The 21,440-nt window shown below is 64.0% G+C and carries 16 protein-coding genes; 13 read left to right on the top strand and 3 right to left on the bottom strand.

Annotated elements, in window-relative coordinates; all coding sequences use genetic code 11:
• Positions 1-46 precede the first annotated feature (46 nt).
• Entirely contained in the window at positions 47-721 is a 675-nt protein-coding gene (locus F6S12_RS15020; protein WP_011061504.1) for a helix-turn-helix transcriptional regulator, read from the bottom strand.
• Positions 722-896: 175 nt separating this feature from the next.
• Positions 897-2,231 carry an aspartate aminotransferase family protein gene (locus tag F6S12_RS15025; RefSeq protein ID WP_011061503.1) on the bottom strand — a complete coding sequence of 445 codons (1,335 nt, stop codon included), beginning with the start codon at positions 2,229-2,231 and terminating at the stop codon, positions 897-899.
• Between the two features lie 284 nt (positions 2,232-2,515).
• On the opposite strand from F6S12_RS15025, the gene F6S12_RS15030 reads away from it, so the two are divergent.
• From F6S12_RS15030 to feaR, 4 genes are all read left to right on the top strand, one after another.
• Entirely contained in the window at positions 2,516-4,003 is a 1,488-nt protein-coding gene (locus F6S12_RS15030; RefSeq protein ID WP_011061501.1) for an aldehyde dehydrogenase family protein, read from the top strand.
• Between the two features lie 251 nt (positions 4,004-4,254).
• Positions 4,255-5,775 carry an APC family permease gene (locus F6S12_RS15035; RefSeq protein WP_077934195.1) on the top strand — a complete coding sequence of 507 codons (1,521 nt, stop codon included), beginning with the start codon at positions 4,255-4,257 and terminating at the stop codon, positions 5,773-5,775.
• The gene (locus tag F6S12_RS15040) at positions 5,741-6,334 is read left to right on the top strand and encodes a DUF3156 family protein (protein ID WP_077934194.1); all 594 of its coding nucleotides are present in this window, start codon (positions 5,741-5,743) and stop codon (positions 6,332-6,334) included. Before F6S12_RS15035 ends, F6S12_RS15040 begins: the two co-directional genes overlap by 35 nt.
• A gap of 149 nt (positions 6,335-6,483) precedes the next feature.
• Positions 6,484-7,422, top strand: coding sequence for a transcriptional regulator FeaR (feaR, locus tag F6S12_RS15045; RefSeq protein WP_019095317.1), 939 nt, complete (start codon positions 6,484-6,486; stop codon positions 7,420-7,422).
• Positions 7,423-7,590: 168 nt separating this feature from the next.
• Here the strand turns inward: feaR and F6S12_RS15050 are convergent, their stop codons facing one another.
• Complete coding sequence (locus tag F6S12_RS15050; protein ID WP_015635760.1) at positions 7,591-8,394, bottom strand: helix-turn-helix transcriptional regulator; 804 nt, start codon at positions 8,392-8,394, stop codon at positions 7,591-7,593.
• Positions 8,395-8,598: 204 nt separating this feature from the next.
• Between F6S12_RS15050 and F6S12_RS15055 the strand changes: the two genes are divergently transcribed.
• The 9 genes from F6S12_RS15055 to F6S12_RS15095 all read left to right on the top strand — a co-directional run.
• Positions 8,599-9,963, top strand: a complete 1,365-nt coding sequence (locus F6S12_RS15055; protein WP_011061496.1) for an APC family permease — start codon at positions 8,599-8,601, stop codon at positions 9,961-9,963.
• A gap of 9 nt (positions 9,964-9,972) precedes the next feature.
• Positions 9,973-11,073: a P1 family peptidase gene (locus F6S12_RS15060; RefSeq protein ID WP_015635759.1), complete on the top strand. Its 1,101-nt coding sequence runs from the start codon at positions 9,973-9,975 to the stop codon at positions 11,071-11,073.
• A gap of 299 nt (positions 11,074-11,372) precedes the next feature.
• A complete protein-coding gene (locus F6S12_RS15065) occupies positions 11,373-12,821 on the top strand; it encodes a serralysin family metalloprotease (RefSeq protein ID WP_011061494.1) in 1,449 nt (482 codons plus the stop codon).
• 93 nt (positions 12,822-12,914) lie between these two features.
• Positions 12,915-13,301, top strand: a complete 387-nt coding sequence (locus F6S12_RS15070) for an AprI/Inh family metalloprotease inhibitor (RefSeq protein ID WP_011061493.1) — start codon at positions 12,915-12,917, stop codon at positions 13,299-13,301.
• 209 nt (positions 13,302-13,510) lie between these two features.
• Positions 13,511-15,292 carry a type I secretion system permease/ATPase gene (locus F6S12_RS15075; protein WP_161466284.1) on the top strand — a complete coding sequence of 594 codons (1,782 nt, stop codon included), beginning with the start codon at positions 13,511-13,513 and terminating at the stop codon, positions 15,290-15,292.
• Positions 15,293-15,306: 14 nt separating this feature from the next.
• Positions 15,307-16,623 carry an HlyD family type I secretion periplasmic adaptor subunit gene (locus F6S12_RS15080; protein ID WP_370059505.1) on the top strand — a complete coding sequence of 439 codons (1,317 nt, stop codon included), beginning with the start codon at positions 15,307-15,309 and terminating at the stop codon, positions 16,621-16,623.
• Positions 16,624-16,637: 14 nt separating this feature from the next.
• Positions 16,638-17,987, top strand: a complete 1,350-nt coding sequence (locus F6S12_RS15085; RefSeq protein ID WP_015635757.1) for a TolC family outer membrane protein — start codon at positions 16,638-16,640, stop codon at positions 17,985-17,987.
• 50 nt (positions 17,988-18,037) lie between these two features.
• Positions 18,038-19,723: a polyurethanase gene (locus F6S12_RS15090; RefSeq protein ID WP_161466283.1), complete on the top strand. Its 1,686-nt coding sequence runs from the start codon at positions 18,038-18,040 to the stop codon at positions 19,721-19,723.
• A gap of 190 nt (positions 19,724-19,913) precedes the next feature.
• The coding region (locus F6S12_RS15095) for a S8 family serine peptidase (protein ID WP_315869039.1) at positions 19,914-21,440 on the top strand (1,527 nt) is incomplete at its 3' end.

The raw sequence follows: 21,440 nt of genomic DNA on the forward strand, positions 1-21,440 counted from the left end.
CCAGCCCCGGGTTGCCCATCAACCTTATGGTTGAAGTGCCCGGGCTTTACAGGAACAGCGCCCTGACCAGCTCCGTACGGTTACTGGCGCCGACCTTGCGGAACAGGTTGATCAAGTGGGTCTTGACCGTGGGCAGGCCCAGGTCCAGGCGCCGGGCGATGGTCTTGTTGTCTGCGCCGTCGCGCAGCAGCCAGGCGATTTCCCGCTCCCGGGGTGTCAGGCCCGACAGGCGCTCATCGACCTGGGACCAGGGCGCCAGGGCGGCAATCTCCAGCAGGCCTTGCAAGGCATGCAGGGTGCCCAGTTCCTCCACGCTGAAGTGCCCCAGCCCGACGTCGCGCAGCAGCGACAGGCCGGCGACCGGCCGTTCGCCATCGCAGGCCAGGATTTCCACCACATCCAGTACCCCATGGCGCTGCAGGAACCCCTGATAAACCTCGCTCTCGTGATGGCCCTGGTGGGCCATGCCCATGTGCAGAGACAGCACCGGGCGCCCCGCCGCGGCGCAGTGACGAGGTTGCAGGGGGTCGTAGTGGCGAAAGTGCTGCAGGTAGGCCTGGTGCATCTGCTCCGGCATGCGGTACAGCGAAAAATCCCGGGCCTGCAGTTGGGCATCGATGCGGTAGAAGGCGCAGAGGCTGGCGGGTACTACCCGGGTGAAAGCGGCGATGCAGCGGTGGCCCAGTTCATGAGGGCCGGGCAGGGAGGCGGGTGCGTTCATCGGATGGCTCCTGGCTGCACCTGGGGCAGTGGCTCGGTGAAAGGGGCGCAAGGACGTGGATTGATCCTGTCCGGAACCCGGACTGCCACAGTGAAACCCTGCTGGGCGTGCCTGGCAAGCCTCCAGCGCCGCAAGCTGCGATCGTGATTGCCTCGATCGCAGCTTGCTGCCGGGGTTAGCGGCGGGCCTTGCTCAAGCCTTCGGCCAGGGCGTCGACTATGGCATCGGCCTGTGCCTGCTGGATCACCAGGGGCGGCGAGAGAATGATCTTGGTGCCCACCGGGCGCACCATGACCCCGTTGTCCCGGGCGATCTGTGCCACCTGATTGGCGTAGCCGCTCATGGGGTCGATGGGTTCGCGGGTGGTCTTGTCCGCCACCAGGTCCAGGGCCAGCATCAGACCCTTGCCGCGCACTTCGCCGACGGTGTCGAAGCGCTCGACGAAGGGCAGCAGCTTGTCGAGCATGTAGTCGCCCATTTTCGCGGCGTTGGCCGGCAGGTCCTCCTTGACCACGATGTCCAGGCACGCCAGGGCGGCGGCGCAGGCTACCGGGTGCCCGGAGTAGGTGTAGCCATGCATGATGGCCCCGGTGAAGTTGGCGTTCTTCTCGAAGGCTTCCTCGATGCGCCGGTTGACCACCGTGGCGCCCAGTGGGATGTAGCCCGAGGTGATGCCCTTGGCCAGGCACATGATGTCGGGCTTGACGCCCCACAGGCGGCTGCCGAACATCGAGCCGCTGCGACCGAAGCCGGTGACCACTTCGTCGGCGATCAGCAATACGCCGTACTTGTCGCAGACTTCACGGATCAGCGGCCAGTAGTTGGCCGGTGGCACTATCACGCCGCCAGCGCCCTGGATCGGCTCGGCAATGAAGGCGGCGACGGTGTCCGGGCTCTGGAACTGGATTTCCCGCTCCAGCAGGTCGGCGCAGATCTTGCCCAGCTCTTCCGGGTCCTGGCTGTAGGGGTTGCGGTACAGCCAGGGGGTATCGATGTGGTAGCAGCCCGGCAGCAGCGGCTCGTAGTTGCGGCGGAACACCGTGTTGCCGTTGACCGAGGCGCCGCCGAAGTGGGTGCCGTGGTAGCCCTGGCGCAGGGAAATGAACTTGGTGCGGTCGGCCTGGCCTTCGAGCTTCCAGTACTGGCGGGCCAGCTTCAAAGCGCTTTCGATGGCGTCCGAGCCGCCGGAGCTGAAGGCCACCCGGCGCATGTCCTCGGGTTCCAGCAGGTTCATCACCACTCGCGACAGTTCTTCAGCCCGGGGATGGCTGACCCCGTCGAACAGCTGGAAGTATTCCAGTTCATCAAGTTGCGCGGTGATCGCCGCCTTCACTTCCTTGCGGTTGTGGCCGACGTTGACGTTCCACAACCCGGCAACGCCATCCACCAGCTGGTGGCCCTTGTCGTCATACACATAGCAGCCGTCGCCACGGACGATGCGGATCGGCTCGCGTTGCTTCATTTCGTTGGGGTGCAGCATGGGGTGCCAGAAACGGCTTGGTTCGCTCACGTTGAGTCTCCTGATAACGCACGGACAGCGTGGAGATATTAGTGCGTCATTTATGCGCCCCTGGCTTGCCTCTGTGTGCCAGGGCACTTGACCCAGGCTGCCAGTGGCGGGTTTGCGGGCCTGTTCGCCGGCCAATGGCGCGCACCTGCAGGGGCTGGCTTGCCAGCGAAGGCCCTGGCGGGGCTGGCAGCCAGGGCCAAGTTTCGCGGCAGCCAGGGTCAAGACGGCGTGCGCCTTTGCGCTCAAAGTCCATCTCGAACTAGGTCTACCTGCGAGGATTCAAGATGAGCGTTGCCATCGACCCACGTGTCGCTGCATTCATAGACAGTCAGCATGGCCTGCTGATCGACGGTCACAGCCAGCCGGCCCTCAGCGGTGCGCGGATGGCGGTGTACAACCCCGCCAGTGGCGAACAATTGGCCGAGGTCGCGGCAGCTGCCCAGGCCGATATCGACCTGGCGGTGAACGCCGCACGTCGGGCCTTCGAGGGGAGCTGGAAGGCGCAGCGCCCCGCCGACCGCGAGCGCCTGCTGCTGAAGCTGGCGGACCTGCTGGAAGCCAATGGCGAGGAACTGGCGCAGTTGGAAACCCTCAACAACGGCCAGTCGATCCACCTGGCCCGGGCCCTGGAGGTGGGAGCGGCCGCAGAGTTCACCCGCTACATGGCCGGCTGGGCCACCAAGATCGAGGGCAAGAGCCTGGATGTTTCCATCGCCGCAGTGCCCGGGGCGCAGTACCGGGCCTACACCGTGCCGGAGCCGGTGGGCGTGGTGGGAGCCATCGTGCCCTGGAACTTCCCGCTGCTGATGGCCATCTGGAAAATCGTTCCGGCCCTGGCCTGTGGCTGCACCGTGGTGCTCAAGCCGGCGGACGAAACCCCGCTGACCGCGTTGCGCCTGGGCCAGTTGTGCCTGGAAGCGGGGATCGCCCCCGGGGTGGTCAACGTGGTCACCGGCAGTGGCGCCCAGGCCGGCGCGGCCCTGGCCGCCCATTCGGGAATCGACAAGCTGGCGTTCACCGGCTCGACCCAGGTGGGCAAGCTGATCGGCCATGCCGCGGTGGACAACATGACCCGTTTTTCCCTGGAGCTGGGCGGCAAATCGCCGGTGATCGTGCTTGACGACTGCGACCCGCAGACCGCTGCCGCCGGCGCCGCCGGGGCGATCTTCTTCAACCAGGGGCAGGTGTGCACGGCGGGTTCGCGGCTGTACATCCAGCGCCGCATCTATAACGAGGTGCTGGAGCGCCTGGTGGCCATTGCCGGGTCCCTGAGCATCGGGCCGGGGCTGGACGAGCAGGCACAGATCAATCCGCTGATTTCCGCCAAGCAGCAGAAGCGCGTGCTGCAGATGGTCCAGCGCGGAGTCGAAGAGGGCGCCCGGCTGCTCTGTGGCGGTGTCGCCCATGGCGAGCGGGGCTTCTATGTGCGCCCGACGGTGGTGGCCGATGTGCACGCCGACCAGCAACTGGTGCGCGAGGAGATCTTCGGCCCGGTGGTGGTGGCCACGCCGTTCGACACCCTGGACGAAGTGGTGGGCCTGGCCAATGACAACCAGTACGGGCTGGGGGCGAGCATCTGGTCCAACGACCTGGGGCGGGTCATGCAGCTGATTCCGCAGATCAAGGCCGGCACTGTCTGGGTCAACACCCACAACATGCTGGACCCGTCGATGCCCTTCGGTGGCTACAAGCAGTCGGGCATCGGTCGCGAGATGGGCCATGCGGCCATCGAGGCCTACACCGAGAACAAGTCGGTGTGCATCGCTTATTGAGCCGAACGCCTTCGCCGGCCAGCCGGCCCCTGCGGGGGCAGGGCCAACCGGTTTACTGTAGGAGCCGGCTGGCCGACGAAGAGGCCCCTGGATTGGGCGGTGATCTTGCCGACGCCTTCGTGGCGAGCCAGCGCCTACAGGGTGTGAACATGAAGACAGCTGCGTCAGACAGCCAAGCACTCCGCCATCAGGCGTGCCCTTGAAATGCCTAGAACAACAATCATCAACCCATGCTTTCGAGGTTTACCACCATGTCGCTCAACGACAGACTCAGCCGCCACCTGGATCAAGGTGTAGTCGGCTTTCCCACGGCCCTGGCCAGTGCCGTGGGCTTGATCATGGCCAGCCCGGTGATCCTCACGGCCACCACGGGCTTTGGTATCGGCGGTGGCGCCTTTGCCATGGCGATGGTGATCGCCCTGGTGATGATGCTGGCGCAATCGACCACCTTCGCCGAAGCGGCCTGCCTGCTGCCCACCAACGGTTCGGTCTATGACTATCTGGCCTGTGGCCTGGGGCGTTTTTTCGCCATCACCGGGACCTTGTCCGCCTACCTGATCGTGCACGTGTTCGCCGGCACCGCGGAGACCATTCTCAGTGGAGTCATGGCCCTGGTTAACTTCGAGTCCCTCAACACCCTGCTGGAGCAGAGCGGCAGTGCCTGGCTGGTGGGGGTGGGGCTGGTGCTGTTCTTCGGTGCGCTGAACGCCGTGGGCATCACCGCCTTCAGCCGTGCCGAGGTGATCCTGACCTTCGGCATGTGGACCACCCTGATCATCTTTGGCGTGCTCGGGGTGCTCAAGGCACCGGCGGTGCAGCTCGATGGCTGGTTCGGCGCCTCGATGGTGGGTACCGACCTGCCGACCATCCTGTCCCTGGTGGGCATGGCCATGTTCATGTTCGTCGGCTGTGAATTCGTCACGCCCCTGACGCCGGATGTGCGCAAGGCCGCCAAGACCATTCCTCGGGCCATGGCCCTGGGGCTGGTGGGGGTAGCGGTGTGCATGTTCATCTATGGCGCGGCGATGAAGCGCCAGGTGGAAAACATCGCCCTGAGCGAGGATGGCAGCGTGCACCTGCTGGATACGCCCATGGCCATTCCGCATTTTGCCGAGCAGATCATGGGGCCCTTCGGCCGTATCTGGCTGGGCATCGGCCTGCTGTTCGCCGGCGCCGCCACCATCAACACGCTGATGGCCGGCTTGCCGCGGATCCTTTACGGCATGGCTCTGGATGGGGCGTTGCCGAAGGTCTTCACTTACCTGCACCCGCGCTTCAAGACGCCGTTGCTGTGCATTGCCGTAGCCGTGCTGATTCCCTGCCTGCATGCCTGGTGGCTGGGGGGCAGCACCGACAGCATCATGCACCTGGTGCTGGCGGCGGTCTGTGCCTGGAGCACTGCCTATCTGCTGGTCACCCTGTCAGTGGTGATGCTGCGCATTCGCCGGCCGGACCTGCCCCGGGCCTACAAGTCGCCGTGGTTTCCGCTGCCGCAGATCCTGTCTTCGGTGGGCATCCTGCTGGGCATGTGGTTCATCACGCCGCCGGGCATGAATCCGCGGGACATCTATGTGCCTTTCGGCAGCATGCTGGGCCTGACCGCGATCTATGCGCTGGTCTGGACCCTGCTGGTGCAGAAGGTCAATCCGTTTCGCCCGGTGCCGGTGGAGGAGGTGCTGGAACAGGCGCTGGGCCTGAACCCGGATACCGCCCATAACCTACGGGAGAGCGTGCCTGATGAATCTTTCAAGCTGGCGGCAAAACCTCTTTGAACTGTGGAACCGCGCGCCATCGGGCTATCGCCCGGGGCTGACCCTGGGGCAGTTGCGTCGGGATCTGGCGGGGCTCGATTTCACTCCACAGAGCCAGGTGCAGGGCGGTTTTCATTGCCCGCAAAACGGTTTGAGGTTCGTGGTGCAAGAGCGCGCCCAGGCGCAGTTCCTGATGCACATCGTGGCCTGTGAGTGGCGCCTGCCGGTGCCTTGCGACACGGCCCGGCAGGCGCGGATCCGTCTGCGTCACACTGGCGCGATCCGCCGCCAGGGCGTCGCAGCTCGGCTGCTCACGGGGGAGGACGCTGAATGGGCGCCGCTGCTGCAGCGCCTGTGCAGTGACCAGCGCTTGCTGGAGCACCTGTTGCCCCTGGATTTCAAACACCTGGAATTGCGGCGCGATGCCCAGGGCTGGCAGGTGCACCTGGAGCATTTCGGCGCCAGCGAAGTGGTCAACCGCCTGCCCGGGTTCCGCCGCTATATCCGCTTGAGCGCTGAACAGCGGGCGGCGCTACTGGGCAGCTTCACTGAGTTGTACAAGCTACTGCGAGATTTCTGAGGGACATAACCGTAAGCGCTGGCATACAGCCTGCTTAAGCCATAACAGACTATCCATGCTGTCAGGCGCCTTGCCTGGCAAATAGATAACATGTTAATGATATCGCCATAACAACAAAGGCGGTTGGAACCGGCTTCTGGAGGTGCACAGTGCTTGCTTCGCATAGTTTCAGTTCCTGGGTGGGCGCCCTGCAGGGCGTCTGCGGTCGATTCGATGCCCGTCCGGCGCGCAATCCCGCCTTGTTCATTGGTGAAGTGGGCATGCAGGATTACGCCGGGCTGGAGGTGGCGCAGATCCGCACCAACGCCGGGCTGATCTCCCGCCAGAGCACCAAGGTCGATCATGAGGACGATCGCCATTGCTTCCTCATCATCCAGCGCAGCGGCCATGCGCGCTTGAGCCAGGGCGGCGAAAGTGTCGAACTGGCCCCGGGGGACATGGCGCTGCTGGACTCCGCCGGAGCCTGCGAGATCGTGCCCCATGGCCTGATCGAGCATGCTTCGTTCCATCTGTGCCGGGAGGAGGTCTACCGTCACCTGCCGGCCCAGCAGCGCAAGTTCGGCAAGCTGTCGCAAAATTGCGCCAGCGGGCGCCTGATGCGTTTGCTGGTGGAGCAGATCTGCGCCGGCGAATTGCAGGGTTGTGCGGCCCAGCAGGAAGGGCAGGCCTTGCAGGAAGCCCTGATTGCTCTGCTCGGTCCGACCTTGCGCCAGACCGTCAACAGCCTGGACGGCTTTGACGAGGGCCTGCATGGCGGATGCCTGCGTGATCAGGCGCGGCAGTTGATCAGCCAGTCCCTCAATGAGCCGGGCCTGACTCCGGTATCACTGGCCGGCCAGCTGAATATCTCGGTGCGCCAGCTGTACCGGTTGTTCGAGGAGCAGGGGGACAGCGTTTGCCGCTTCATCCAGCGCTCGCGGCTCAAGCGCAGCGCCGCGGACCTGAGCAATCCGCACCTGCGCAACGAATCCATCACCGACATTGCCTTCAAATGGGGCTTCACCGATTCGGCGCATTTCAGCCGCACCTTCAAGAAGCATTTCGAACAATCGCCCCGGGATTTCCGCGCCCGGTCCCTGAACGCCTGACGGCATGGCCCTTGCGGCCGCCGTCGTTGCCGGTGGCCGCACCGCAAGGCATGCGTCGAACTTGAGGGCGCCTTCGCTGGCAAGCCAGCTCCTACCGATAGCAGATAGCAGATAGCGGATAGCAGATAGCGGATGACGGGCGGTGGATGGCTGCTGGCAGACCGGCAATCACGGATTTTCCAGGTCGTGCCCCAGGGATTGGATAAACAGCGAGAACAGCTCCGGCTGGCTGGAGATATCCAGCTTGGCGTAGAGGTGGCGGCGGTGGACCTTGATGGTGTCCGGCGAGATCTTCAGCCGTTCCGCCATGGCCTTTGAAGAAAATCCCCGGAGGATCAGGCGGGCTATCTCCAGCTCCCGCTCCGAAAGTACGGCGCTGCCGAAATGGCTCAGGGCGTCGCGGATCTGGCTGGCCATTTCCTGGGGCGCAGGGCCTTGGGGGCGGGCCTGGCTGTGTTGCCAGTGCTGCTCCATCAGCGGCAGTACCCAGGCTGAAAAGGTGGTGAGCAGGCCGATCTCGTCGTGGCTGAAGACGCGCTGGCTGCCCAGGGAAAGCGACAGGGTGCCAGCCTCGGGCAGTTGCAGAATCAACTGCACTTCGTCTTCCAGGACGTTGTCGTGGAAGTAGCTGAGAAAGTATTCGCTCTGGCGAAAATGGTCCGGGGCCACTTCTTCCAGGCGGTACAGGCCGCTGGGGTAGCCTTCGCGACAGGCCTGGAAGAAGGGGTCCAGCAGGTACAGGCCGTTGAGGTAGGTGAGCATGGACGCCGGCTTGCTGCTGGGTTCGGCGTCATATTCCTCCAGGGCCCGGGGCGGGCCGTCCAGCGGGTAGAAGATCGCCAGGGCGTTGTCGAACGGCGTAGCCTGGTGCAGCAGCAGGATCAGCTGTTTCCAGAAGCGTGGATTGCCGATCAATGTGAGGGTGCGGCCCAGGCCGGCATGCAGGCCCACTTCCCTGAACAGGTTACTCAAAGGCGTTGCTCCGTTGATCCGCTGAAATGTCGTGGCCCGGTTTCGTCGATTTAACCGCCGTCGTCAAGGGGAGTACTCCAATAGGGGAATTGGGTGATGGTCTGCATCTGCCTAGAGTAGCTCCCAGCAAGTGCGCCCCAGAACGCACCCGCCCGATGAATTTCGTTTCTGCCTCAGACCAACAATAAACACGAGGATAACGATATGAGCTCTCCCTCTGCGCCCGACGGTGCGCTGAAACCTACCTTGAGTGTGTTCGATGTGGTGGCCATCACCGTGTCCGGTGTGACCCCCGCCAGTTCAGTGTTCGTGATCGCCCCCTTCGCCATCCATCAGGCCGGTAGCGGGGTGTTCCTGGCCTTCGTCATGGCCGGGTTGCTGGCCCTGATGTTCGCCTTTTGCTACGCCGAGCTGGGCCGCGCCCACAACAGCGCCGGCGGCGAGTATGTATACGCCAAGCGAGTGTTCGGCGGCATGGCCGGTTATGCCACCTTCCTCACGGTGCTGGTGATGCTGCTGTTCATTCCGCCGGTGCTGGCCACTGGTGCCGCCACCTACCTGAACAATGCCCTGGGCACGAACTTCGATTCCCAGACCGTGGCCCTGGTGATCGTGGTCTGCAGTTATCTGCTGGGCATCCTCAATATCAAGCTCAATGCCTGGATCACCGGCACGTGCCTGCTGCTGGAAGTGGCGGCCTTGCTGGTGATCGTCTGGCTCGGCTTCGGCAATGCCTCGCAGCCGGTGAGCATTCTGCTGCAACCGCAGATCGTCGATCACGGCGCCTTGCAACTGGCGCCCTGGGCACTGGTGATCGGCGCGGTGGGCATCGGCCTGTTTTCCTACAACGGCTACGGCCCGGCGGTGCTGCTGGCCGAAGACATGAAATGCAAGGGCCGCGGGGTGCACAAGGCGGTGCTGTGGTCCCTGGTGCTGGTGGTGATCATCGAACTGGTGCCGCTCACCGCGCTGCTGATCGGCGCGCCGTCCTTGAGCGCGATGCTCGCCAGCCCCGACCCCATCGGTTACCTGCTCACCAGCCATGGCAACGAGACCCTGGCCCGGGTGGTCAGCGGCGGGATTTTCCTTTCGGTGTTCAATGCCATTGTCGCCATCGTCATCCAGATCGGTCGGGTGGTGTTCAGCAGTGGCCGCGATGCGCTGTGGACGCCCACTATCAATCGCCTGTTCACCCGCATTCACCCGCGCTGGGATTCACCCTGGCTGGCGACCCTGTTCCTGGCCATTCCCTCGGCGGTGCTGAGCTTCAGCTCGAACCTGGCGGACCTGACGTCCTTCAGCGTGCTGCTGATCATGCTGGTGTACCTGATCGTCGCCCTCAGCGCGCTGATGAGCCGGGTATTGCTGCGCGACCGCGAGCATCCCTACCGCATGCCGCTGTGGCCGCTGCCGGCCTTGCTGGCGGTGCTCGGCGCGGGTTACCTGCTGGTCAATCTGTTCCTCGAAGCGTCCCTGCGGGACATCATGGTCATCATCGGGCTGCTGGCGCTGTCGGTGATCCTCTATGGCACCAACGGCCGGTACAGTCCGGCGTTTCAGAAACTGTAAGGAGTGGTTATGCGAGCACGTCAATTGGGCATCCACCTGGGCCTGGGGACGCCAGGCCCGTTCAATGCGATCACCGATGTTCCCGGGGTGCGGGTCGGCCACAGCACCTTGAATACCAGCGTGGACGGCAAGCAGGTGCGCACTGGGGTTACCCTGGTCCAGCCCCGGGCCGGGCACGCCCGCCAGCAGCCGTGCTTTGCCGGTTGCCATGTGCTCAACGGCAATGGCGATGCCACGGGCCTGGAGTGGATTCGCGAGGCCGGCACCCTGACCACGCCGCTGGCGATCACCAACACCCACAGTGTGGGCGTGGTGCGCGATGCCTTGATCGCCCTGGAGCGCGAGGCATTGCAAGACCCGGCGGTGTACTGGTGCATGCCAGTGGTGATGGAAACCTACGACGGCCTGTTGAATGACATCTGGGGCCAGCATGTGGGTGTGCAGCAGGTGCGCGAAGCCATGGCCTGCGCCGAGTCCGGGCCGGTGGCCGAGGGCGCGGTCGGCGGCGGCACCGGGATGATCTGCCATGAGTTCAAGGGCGGCATCGGTACGGCGTCGCGGCGGCTGACGGCCGAGCAGGGCGGCTACACCGTCGGTGCCCTGGTCCAGGCCAACCACGGCAAGCGCGAGGAACTGCGGGTCGATGGCTATCCAGTGGGGCGCCGGCTGGGGCATATCCCTTCGCCGTTTGCCGAGCGCGGGACCCCGGGCATGGGCTCGATCGTGGTGATACTGGCCACCGATGCGCCGCTGTTGCCGCACCAGTGCCAGCGCCTGGCCCAGCGCGCATCCATCGGCATCGCCCGCACCGGCGGAGGCACCGAGGATTCCAGCGGCGATATCTTCCTGGCCTTTGCCACGGGAAACCGGGACTTGCCGACGGCGGACTACGGGCGCAAGGGCCTGGGTTTCAGCACACCGCTGGCGATGCTCAACAACGATCACATCTCGCCCTTGTTCAGCGCAGCCGCCGAAGCGGTGGAGGAAGCCATCATCAACGCCCTGCTGGCGGGGGTGCCCATGACCAGCGCCGACGGCGTGCAAGTGCCGGCCCTGACTGCGCAAGTGTTGCTGGAAACATTGGAACTAACTGGTTGGAACAGAAGTTAACGGACTAAGAAGTGCGACGCGGTCGACATAACTGTTTATATGGATATTTAATAATTAAATTGTAGATTGTCGGACAATGACTGCCGTTAATCAGTTGGAAAAGAATCTTTCGACTGTACAGTCATTGTTTGCTGGAGTTCGCTGGAACAGTGAGATTTGACGTCAAAAAAGTAGTGGACGCCTGATTTCAAATTGTGTCAGTTTTCTTGCGCCTGCTTAGGGCGAGTGATAGGACGATCTCGCCAGGGATTGTCGCTATCTGACAAAAACTGTTCCATTGATTACAAGGAAGTGTGTTTATGTCGAAAGTAACAGAGAACGCTATTGCATCTGCCGAACAACAACTGGTGCCTTTGGCCGCAGCAAGTTCGGCGTATAACCAGATCAATAGCTTCAGCCACCAATACGATCGTGGCGGCAATCTCACGGTCAATGGCAAACCTTCGTTCTCGGTCGATCAGGCCGCCACGCAACTGCTGCGTGACGGCGCTGCCTATAAGGACCTGAACGGTAACGGCAAGATCGATCTGACCTATACCTTCCTGACCTCGGCTTCCTCGAGCACCATGTATAAGCATGGCATCTCCGGGTTCAGCCAGTTCAGCGCCCAGCAGAAGGCCCAGGCAGTCCTGGCCATGCAGTCCTGGGCTGACGTGGCCAACGTCGTGTTTACCGAGAAAGCCTCGGGTGGCGACGCCCACATGACCTTCGGCAACTACAGCGGTGGCCAGGATGGCGCGGCGGCATTTGCCTACCTGCCAGGTACCGGCGCCGGCTACGACGGCACCTCGTGGTACCTGATCAACAGCAGCTACACCCAGAACAAGAACCCCGACCTGAACAACTATGGCCGTCAGACCCTGACCCATGAGATCGGTCACACCCTGGGCCTGGCTCACCCTGGCGACTACAACGCCGGCGAAGGCAACCCCAGCTACAAGGACGCCAGCTACGGCCAGGACACCCGTGGCTACAGCGTCATGAGCTACTGGAGTGAAAGCAATACCAGCCAGAACTTCAGTAAGGGCGGGGTCGAAGCCTATTCGTCCGGCCCGCTGATGGACGATATCGCGGCTATCCAGAAACTCTACGGTGCCAACTACAGCACCCGTGCCGGCGATACCACCTACGGCTTCAACTCCAACACCGGGCGTGATTTCTACAGCGCCAGCTCGTCTTCCGACAAGCTGGTGTTCTCGGTGTGGGACGGTGGCGGCAACGATACCCTGGATTTCTCCGGTTTCACCCAGAACCAGAAGATCAACCTCAATGAAGCCTCGTTCTCCGACGTTGGCGGCATGGTGGGTAACGTTTCCATCGCTCAGGGCGTGACCGTGGAGAACGCCATCGGCGGTTCGGGCAACGACCTGTTGATCGGCAACAACGCCGCCAACGTGCTCAAGGGTGGTGCCGGCAACGACATCATCTACGGCGCCGGCGGTGCAGATCAGCTGTGGGGCGGCTCGGGCTCGGACACCTTCGTGTTCGCCGCCAGCACCGACTCCAAGCCGGGTGCGGCCGACCAGATCATGGATTTTGTCAGCGGCCTGGACAAGATCGATCTGACCGGGATCACCAAGGGCGCCGGCCTGCACTTCGTCAACGCCTTCACCGGCGCGGCGGGTGACGCGATCCTCACCACCTCCGGGGGTGTGAGCACCTTGTCCGTGGACTTCTCCGGGCATGGCGTGGCGGACTTCCTGGTCAGCACCGTGGGCCAGGCAGCGGTCAGCGACATCGTCGCCTGAGTGAAATGAGCACAGGGCCGCGCAGTCGAGCGGCTCTGCGTTCTTGCTTTGGGCCCTGGCCTGAGCGAGTCTACCGGGCGAACGGAGCACCCTATGACCCTGCATATTTCCTGTTGCCGGGCGGCCCGATGGCTGCTGGCGACACTGATGATCTTTTATGGAGCAATCACCATGGCAAGCAGCCTGCGCTTGGCGGACCCCTCGGAACTGGTTGGACACTGGCAGCTGCAACAGGCAGCCGCACCCGCTGAAGGTTGCACCCTGGACCTGTTGCACAACGCCGCCCTGGGCGACGGCGCCGACTGCCTGTCGAAATGGCTCGGGGAAGCCGCGGTGGGCTGGTTCCCGGAGCCCGATGGCATTGCCATTACCGGCCGCGAAGGCTCGAAAATCATTTTCTTCAGTCGCCAGAAAGAGGGCCTCTACGAAGCCCGCCTGAAAGCCGACGGTCTGATTGTGTTACAACGCGCCGCTAATTAAGCGATGAGTGTGTTCGTCTAATAAACGACGGCCATTATATCGCCACTCTCTTGGCCGGCAGGAACATGTTCGGGCTGCTGTTGGATACAGCTGTCCGAATTATTCGTGTCCGCAGGATTCAGCAACTAAGTAGTGCGGGTTGTTAGTTGTAGGCTACATTGGTTCCACGCTAGCGGGCGCGGATTAACAGCTCAGGGAAAATGTTAGAAATGGTGAAGAACAATCATCCTGCACCACTGTTCAAGGCACTGGGCGAATATAAGGGCATCCTCATCAGTGTCGGTTGTTTCACTGCGTTGATTAACGTGCTGATGCTGGTGCCTTCCATCTATATGTTGCAGGTCTACGACCGGGTACTGTCGTCGCAGAATGAAACCACCCTGGTGATGCTGTCGTTGATGGTGGTGGGCTTCTTCGTCTTTATCGGTCTTCTGGAAGTGCTGCGCAGCTTTATCGTGATCCGCATCGGCAGCCAGCTGGAGCGCCGCTTCAACCTGCGGGTCTACCAGGCCGCGTTCGAGCGCAACCTGTCCCGGGGCGAGGGTCATGCGGGGCAGTCCCTGGGAGATTTGACCCATATTCGCCAGTTCCTCACCGGGCCGGCACTGTTCGCCTTCTTCGATGCACCCTGGTTCCCCATCTACCTGCTGGTGATCTACGCCTTCAACGTCTGGCTCGGAGTGTTCGCCACTGTAGGCGCGTTGTTGCTGATTGCCCTGGCGTACCTCAACGAAGCGATGACCAAGAAGGACCTGGCCGAGGCCAGCGGTTTTTCGCAGCGTTCCACCCAGCTGGCCACCAGCCACCTGCACAACGCCGAAACCATCCAGGCCATGGGCATGCTCGGCGCCTTGCGCAAACGCTGGTTCGCCGTGCACTCGCGCTTTCTCGGCCTGCAGAACCAGGCCAGCGATACCGGCTCGGTGATCAGCTCCCTGAGCAAGACCTTGCGTCTGTGCCTGCAATCCCTGGTGCTGGGCCTGGGTGCCTTGCTGGTGATCAAGGGCGACATGACCGCCGGGATGATGATTGCCGGTTCGATCCTCATGGGCCGGGTGCTGAGCCCCATCGACCAGTTGATCGCGGTGTGGAAACAATGGAGTTCGGCCAAGCTGGCCTACGGCCGCCTGGATGCACTGCTGCGCGAGTTCCCGCCCAGCGATACGGCGATGTCCTTGCCGGCGCCCAAGGGCCAGGTGAGCTTCGAGCAGGTCAGCGCCGGCCCACCCGGACGGCGGATGGCGACCCTGCAACAGTTGAACTTCAGCATCAATGCCGGCGAAGTGCTTGGCGTGCTGGGGGCTTCCGGTTCCGGCAAGTCGACCCTGGCCCGGGTACTGGTGGGCGTATGGCCGACCCTGGGCGGTACCGTGCGCCTGGACGGGGCCGATATCCATCGCTGGAACCGCGACGAACTGGGGCCCTACATCGGCTATCTGCCCCAGGATATCGAGCTGTTTACCGGCAGCATCGCCGAGAACATCGCACGCTTTCGCCAGGCCGACCCGGAGCAGGTGGTCCAGGCCGCGCAGATGGCCGGGGTGCATGAGCTGATCCTGCGCCTGCCCCAGGGCTACGACACCGTGCTCGGCGATGACGGCAGCGGCCTGTCCGGTGGCCAGAAGCAGCGGGTGGCCCTGGCCCGGGCGCTGTATGGCAGCCCGAGCCTGGTGGTGCTGGACGAACCCAATTCCAACCTCGATACCGTGGGCGAAAGTGCCCTGGCGGCGGCCATTGCCCAGCTCAAGGCCCGGGGCACCAGCGTGGTGCTGGTGACCCACCGTTCCTCGGTGCTGGCCCTGGCCGACAAACTGCTGGTACTCAACGAAGGCCGCTTGCAGGCCTTCGGCCCGAGCCAGGAAGTGCTCAAGGCCCTGGCCGGCGGCCAGCAAGCCCAGGCCCAGGAGGCGCCCAAGCCCGTTGCAGCGGCGCCCGGCGGCCTCAGCATGAGCCGGCAATACCAGGCTCCGACACGGAATTCAGGCGCATGAGCAAGGACAGCAACATGATGATCGAAGAGGGTTACGCGCCGGAACGGGTCGAGCGTGACGCGGGCTTTTTCGCCCGCATGGGCTGGATCCTGGCCCTGGTGGGGGCGGGCAGTTTCTTCGTCTGGGCGGCGCTGGCGCCCCTGGACCAGGGCATTCCGGTGCAAGGCACGGTGGTGGTGTCCGGCAAGCGCAAGGCGGTGCAGTCCATGAGCAGCGGGGTGGTCAGCCGGATCCTGGTGCGCGAGGGCGAAAGCGTGAAGCAGGGCCAGCCGCTGTTTCGCTTGGACCAGACCCAGGTGGCGGCGGACGTGCAATCGCTGCAAGCCCAGTACCGCATGGCCATGGCCAGCCTGGCGCGCTGGCGCAGCGAGCGCGACAACCTCAAGCAGGTGGATTTCCCCGCGCCCCTGAGCGACAGCGACGATCCGCGCCTGGCCCTGGTGCTGGAGGGCCAGCGCCAGTTGTTCAGCAGCCGGCGCGAGGCATTCTCCCGGGAGCAGGCGGGCATCCGTGCCAATATCGAAGGCGCCACCGCGCAACTGGCCGGCATGCGCCGGGCCCGCACCGACCTCGGTAGCCAGGCCGAATCCCTGCGCCAGCAACTGAGCAACCTGCAACCTTTGGCGGACAACGGCTACATCCCGCGCAATCGCCTGCTGGAATATCAGCGCCAACTGTCCCAGGTGCAGCAGGAACTGGCGCAGAACACCGGGGAAAGCGGGCGAGTGGAGCAGGGCATCCTCGAATCCCGGCTCAAGCTGCAACAGCACAGCGAGGAGTACCAGAAAGAGGTGCGCAGCCAGTTGGCCGAAGCCCAGCTCAAGACCCAGACCCTGGAGCAGCAACTGACCTCTGCCGGTTTCGACCTGCAGCACAGCGAGATCATCGCCACCGCCGACGGCATCGCGGTCAACCTCGGGGTGCACACCGAGGGCGCGGTGGTGCGCCAGGGCGAGACCCTGCTGGAAATCGTGCCCCAGGGCACTCACCTGGAGGTGGAAGGGCGGCTGCCGGTGAACCTGGTGGACAAGGTCGGCACCCACTTGCCGGTGGACATCCTGTTCACCGCCTTCAACCAGAGCCGCACGCCACGCGTGCCGGGCGAAGTCAGCCTGATTTCCGCCGACCAGATGCTCGACGAGAAAACCGGCATGCCCTACTACGTGCTGCGCAGCAGTGTCAGCGACCAGGCCATGGAGAAGCTCAACGGCCTAGTGATCAAGCCCGGCATGCCGGCGGAAATGTTCGTGCGCACTGGCGAGCGTTCCCTGCTCAATTACCTGTTCAAGCCACTGCTCGACCGGGCAGGTTCTGCACTGACCGAAGAATAAGGATGTCGCGTCGTATGAGTAAGCTTTCCATTCTCGCGGCGGCTCTGGCGCTGTTGGCCTGCCAGACGGCCCAGGCGGTGGGCCCGTTCCAGATCTACGAACAGGCCCTGCGCAACGACCCGGTGTTCCTCGGCGCCATCAAGGAACGCGACGCCGGCCTTGAAAACCGCGCCATCGGCCGTGCCGGGCTGCTGCCCAAGGTCGGCTACAGCTACAACAAGGGCCATAACAACTCCAAGGTCAGCTACCTGGATACGGTGCGCGGCACCATTACCGAAAAACGCAACTACGACAGCTACGGTTCGTCCCTGACCCTGCAGCAGCCGCTGATCGACTACGAGGCCTACGCCAATTACCGCAAGGGCGTGGCCCAGGCGCTGTTTGCCGACGAGAACTTTCGCGGCAAGAGCCAGGAGTTGCTGGTGCGGGTGCTGAGCTACTACACCAAGGCGCTGTTCGCCCAGGACCAGATCGACATCGCCCTGGCCAAGAAAAAGGCCTTCGAGCAGCAGTTCCAGCAGAACCGGCACATGTTCCAGCAGGGCGAGGGCACCCGCACCGACATCCTCGAAGCCGAGTCGCGCTACGAATTGGCCACCGCCGAAGAGATCGAAGCCCGGGACGAGCAGGACGCGGCCTTGCGCGAGCTGGCGGCCCTGACCGGCGAGCCGAACCTCGATGTGCGGGATCTGGACCCCTTGCAGGAAGACTTCCAGTCCTTCTCCCTGACCCCGGCCAACTACGACACCTGGCACGAGATGGCCCTGAGCAACAACCCGGTGCTGGCTTCCCAGCGCCAGCGGGTCGAGGTCGCGCGCTACGAGGTGGAACGCAACCGCGCCGGGCACCTGCCCAAGCTCAGCGCCTACGCCACCCTGCGCCAGAACGAATCGGAAAGCGGCAACACCTACAACCAGCGCTACGACACCAACACCATCGGTATCGAAGTCAGCGTGCCGTTGTATGCCGGGGGCGGGGTCTCGGCCTCGACCCGCCAGGCCAGCCGCTCCATGGAACAGGCCGAGTACGAACTGGACGGCAAGACCCGGGAAACCCTGATTGAACTCCGACGCCAATTCAGTGCCTGTCTATCGGGGGTGAGCAAGTTGCGGGCCTACCAGAAAGCCCTGACTTCGGCCGAGGCCCTGGTGGTCTCGACCAAGCAGAGCATCCTGGGGGGCGAACGGGTCAACCTCGATGCACTGAACGCCGAACAGCAGCTCTACACCACCCGCCGCGACCTGGCCCAGGCGCGCTATGACTACTTGATGGCCTGGACCAAGCTGCACTACTACGCAGGCACTCTGCGGGAAGAGGATCTGGCCAGGGTCGACGAGGCTTTCGGCCAGCGCGCGCAGCCTTAGGAGGCCTTGCCGACCGCAGGCTCAGGGACAATAAAAAAAGAGGAATGAGCATGAGTATCTTCGATTACAAGACCGCCCTTGGCGGTGACGGCAAGGCCCTCTACAGCGAAGCCATTACTCTGGCGCTGTACGCCTCCACACCCACCGGCGAGGCGCTGCCGGGCACCGCCTGGCGCCCCATCAGCGCCAGCCAGCTGGGCTACCAGGGCAACGTCAGCGCCCAGGGTACGATTTCCGGCGAGCAGGCGATTGTCAGCGACGCCCAGGTCGAGGTGCTGGGCAAATACGACGCGGCCGGGCAACTGCTGTCCATCGGCATCAGCTTTCGCGGCACCGACAGCCTCAAGGACGGTATCAACGACTTGCAGGCGGCCTTTGTGTCGGGCTTTGCCGACAACTACAGCCGCCTGGCCTTCGACAACCTGCTGGGCAAGGTGGCGGCCTTTGCTGCGGCCCAGGGCTTGAGCGGCAGCGATGTGCTGGTCACCGGCCACAGCCTGGGCGGCCTTGGGGTCAACAGCCTGGCGGCCATGAGCAGCGATCACTGGGGCGGCTTCTACCAGGACGCCAGCTACGTGGCCTTCGCTTCGCCGACCCAGAGCGCCAACAGCTCGCAGGTGCTGAACATCGGTTATGAAAACGACCCGGTGTTCCGCGCCCTGGACGGCACTCATTTCAACGCCTCGTCCCTGGGCACCCACGACAAGCCCCAGGAATCGGCGACCAACAACATCGTCAGCTTCACCGATCACTATTCATCGTTCCTGGGCAAGTTGATTCCCCAGAGCATCCTCAATCCGCAGTCCTGGTCGGCCCATAATGCGGTGGACTACGCCGGCGGCCTCAACCGCCTGATCAACTCGGATTTCTATGACCTGACCAGCCGCGACTCCACCGTGGTTATTTCCAACCTGTCCGAGGGCAAGCGCGATCAGGTCTGGGTCAAGGACCTCAACCTGTACGCGGAAAAACACACCGGCAGCACCTTCATCATCGGCACCCAGAGCAACGACCTGCTGCACGGCGGCAAGGGCAACGACTACCTGGATGGCGGGGCCGGCGATGATCGCTTCCGCGATGACGGCGGCTACAACATCATCCATGGCGGGCAGGGCCATAACGTGCTGGAACTGCAACAGCCGCTGAAGAACTTTTCCATCGCCAATGACGGCGACGGCACCCTGTATATCCGTGATGCCTACGGCGGCATCAGCATGACCCGGGACGTCGGCGCCCTGGTCAGCCACGAGACCGGAAGCTGGTGGCAACTGTTCGGCAAGGACGTGAGCCACAGCGTCACCGCCGACGGCTTGCAGAACGGCAACCAGTGGACCGCCTACAACCATTCCCTCAACGGCGATGCCTACGGCAATGCGCTGGTAGCCAGCGTCGATGGCGACTGGCTGTTCGGCCATGGCGGCGATGACCTGCTGAGCAGCGACAAGGCCAACGTGACCTTCGTCGGCGGCACCGGCAACGACGTCATGCACTCCAGCGGTGGCGGGGGCAATACCTTCCTGTTCAGCGGCAACTTCGGCTTCGACCTGATCCACGGCTACCAGAACACCGACAAGCTGGTGTTCATGGGCGTGCCCGGGGTCGACGCCCATTACGACTACAGCCAGCATTTGTCGCAGAACGGCAACGACACCCTGCTCAGTGTCGGCGAGTTCTCGGTGACCCTGGTGGGGGTCGGCATGGACAGCCTTTCGGGCTCGGGCCTGGTCTTCGCCTGACCCTCACCGATATCCAGCGCTAGAGGCCCCGCAGCCCCCTGAAAAGGGCTGCGGCGGCGACAGCTTTGCCCGCAGCAGGCGCCCCTGGGCGTGGGGCGCGACCCCTCAAGGAGCCAGTCCCATGAAGTAAGCCGTGGTTGCTGATCGGTTACGGAAAGTCGATCCCAGAACAACAAGAGAAGTCATCAACATGGATGTGAATGTTCATCAGCTCAATGTGCTGGCGGCCGGGGTGTTCCTGGCGTTTGCCGTGAACCTGCCGGTTGGGGCCCAGGCGGCCTACCAGGAAACCGGTCGCCCCGGTGATGCCGCCAGCTGGCGCTCCGCCGAATACCTGCAGGACTGGGGCCTGGACCGGATGCAGGCGAACCAGGCCTACGCCGCCGGCCTTACCGGTAGCGGGGTCAAGATCGGTGCCCTGGATTCGGGCTTCGATGCGGCCCATGCCGAAGCCTCGTCCCTGCGCTTTCACCCGGTGATCGCCAGCGGCAGCTACCAGGACGGCAGCGGGTTCCAGGTCTCCGGGGTGCTCAACGCCAACAACGACACCCACGGCACTCACGTCACCGGCACCATGGGCGCCGCCCGCGACGGCAATGGCATGCACGGGGTGGCCTTCAATGCCCAGGTCTACGTCGGCAACACCAACGGCAATGACAGCATGCTCTTCGGCCCGGGCCCCGACCCGCGCTATTTCCAGGCGGTGTACGGTGCCCTGGCCGACGCCGGGGTGCGGGTCATCAACAACAGCTGGGGCAGCCAGCCCAAGGACGTCAGCTACCAGACCCTCCAGGGCCTGCACGCCGCCTATGCCCAGCACTTCGGCCAGGACACCTGGCTCGACGCGGCGGCGCAGGTCTCGCGCCAGGGGGTGATCAACGTCTTCAGCGCCGGCAACAGCGGCTATGCCAATGCCAGCGTGCGATCGGCACTGCCGTATTTTCAGCCGGAGCTGGAAGGGCACTGGCTGGCGGTCTCGGGCCTGGACAAGAACAACCAGCAGAAATACAACCAGTGCGGGATCGCCAAGTACTGGTGCCTGGCCACGCCCGGCGCGGCCATCACCAGCACTGTGCCCGGGGGCGGCTACGCCACCTACAACGGCACTTCGATGGCCGCGCCCCATGCCACCGGGGCCCTGGCCCTGGTGATGGAGCGCTACCCCTATCTGGACAACCAGCAGGCCCTGCAGGTGCTGCTGACCACCGCCCGCCAGCTCGATGGCTCGCTGACCCAGGCCCCTGGCAGCCTGGTGGGCTGGGGCGTGCCGGACCTGGGCCGGGCATTGCACGGGCCCGGGCAGTTGCTGGGGGAATTCAAGGTCAACCTGGAGGCCGGGCAGGGCGATGTGTGGAGCAACGGCATCTCCGACCAGGCCCTGGCCCAGCGCCAGGTGGAGGATGCCGCCGAGCACCAGGCCTGGCAACAGACTCTCAAGGATCGTGGCTGGGAGCAGGGCCCGGGGGCCCAGGCCAGCCAGCAGGAACTGACCGACTACGCGGTCGGCATGGCCCGGGATGCGGCGGCCGCGCAGCGCCTGTACCAGGGCAGCCTGGTCAAGTCCGGGGCCGGCTGGCTGTTGCTCAGCGGTGACAGTAGCTATCGCGGGCCGACCACGGTCGATGGCGGGCTGCTGGTGGTCAATGGCAGCCTGGCATCCGCGGTCACGGTCAACAGTGGCGCGAGCCTGGGTGGCAGCGGGCAGGTCGCGGCGCTG

Source organism: Pseudomonas sp. JV245A (assembly GCF_032424515.1).
Classification (GTDB): domain Bacteria; phylum Pseudomonadota; class Gammaproteobacteria; order Pseudomonadales; family Pseudomonadaceae; genus Aquipseudomonas; species Aquipseudomonas protegens.

What these genes read in the sequence shown, in the direction of transcription:
- F6S12_RS15030 (WP_011061501.1), top strand. Translation starts at nt 2,516, where the DNA reads ATGAGCGTTGCCATCGACCCACGTGTCGCTGCATTCATAGACAGTCAG.
- F6S12_RS15080 (WP_370059505.1), top strand. Translation starts at nt 15,307, where the DNA reads ATGATGATCGAAGAGGGTTACGCGCCGGAACGGGTCGAGCGTGACGCG.
- F6S12_RS15040 (WP_077934194.1), top strand. Translation starts at nt 5,741, where the DNA reads ATGAATCTTTCAAGCTGGCGGCAAAACCTCTTTGAACTGTGGAACCGC.
- F6S12_RS15055 (WP_011061496.1), top strand. Translation starts at nt 8,599, where the DNA reads ATGAGCTCTCCCTCTGCGCCCGACGGTGCGCTGAAACCTACCTTGAGT.
- F6S12_RS15085 (WP_015635757.1), top strand. Translation starts at nt 16,638, where the DNA reads ATGAGTAAGCTTTCCATTCTCGCGGCGGCTCTGGCGCTGTTGGCCTGC.
- F6S12_RS15065 (WP_011061494.1), top strand. Translation starts at nt 11,373, where the DNA reads ATGTCGAAAGTAACAGAGAACGCTATTGCATCTGCCGAACAACAACTG.
- F6S12_RS15090 (WP_161466283.1), top strand. Translation starts at nt 18,038, where the DNA reads ATGAGTATCTTCGATTACAAGACCGCCCTTGGCGGTGACGGCAAGGCC.
- F6S12_RS15020 (WP_011061504.1), bottom strand. Translation starts at nt 721, where the DNA reads ATGAACGCACCCGCCTCCCTGCCCGGCCCTCATGAACTGGGCCACCGC.
- F6S12_RS15070 (WP_011061493.1), top strand. Translation starts at nt 12,915, where the DNA reads ATGACCCTGCATATTTCCTGTTGCCGGGCGGCCCGATGGCTGCTGGCG.
- F6S12_RS15035 (WP_077934195.1), top strand. Translation starts at nt 4,255, where the DNA reads ATGTCGCTCAACGACAGACTCAGCCGCCACCTGGATCAAGGTGTAGTC.
- F6S12_RS15060 (WP_015635759.1), top strand. Translation starts at nt 9,973, where the DNA reads ATGCGAGCACGTCAATTGGGCATCCACCTGGGCCTGGGGACGCCAGGC.
- F6S12_RS15075 (WP_161466284.1), top strand. Translation starts at nt 13,511, where the DNA reads ATGGTGAAGAACAATCATCCTGCACCACTGTTCAAGGCACTGGGCGAA.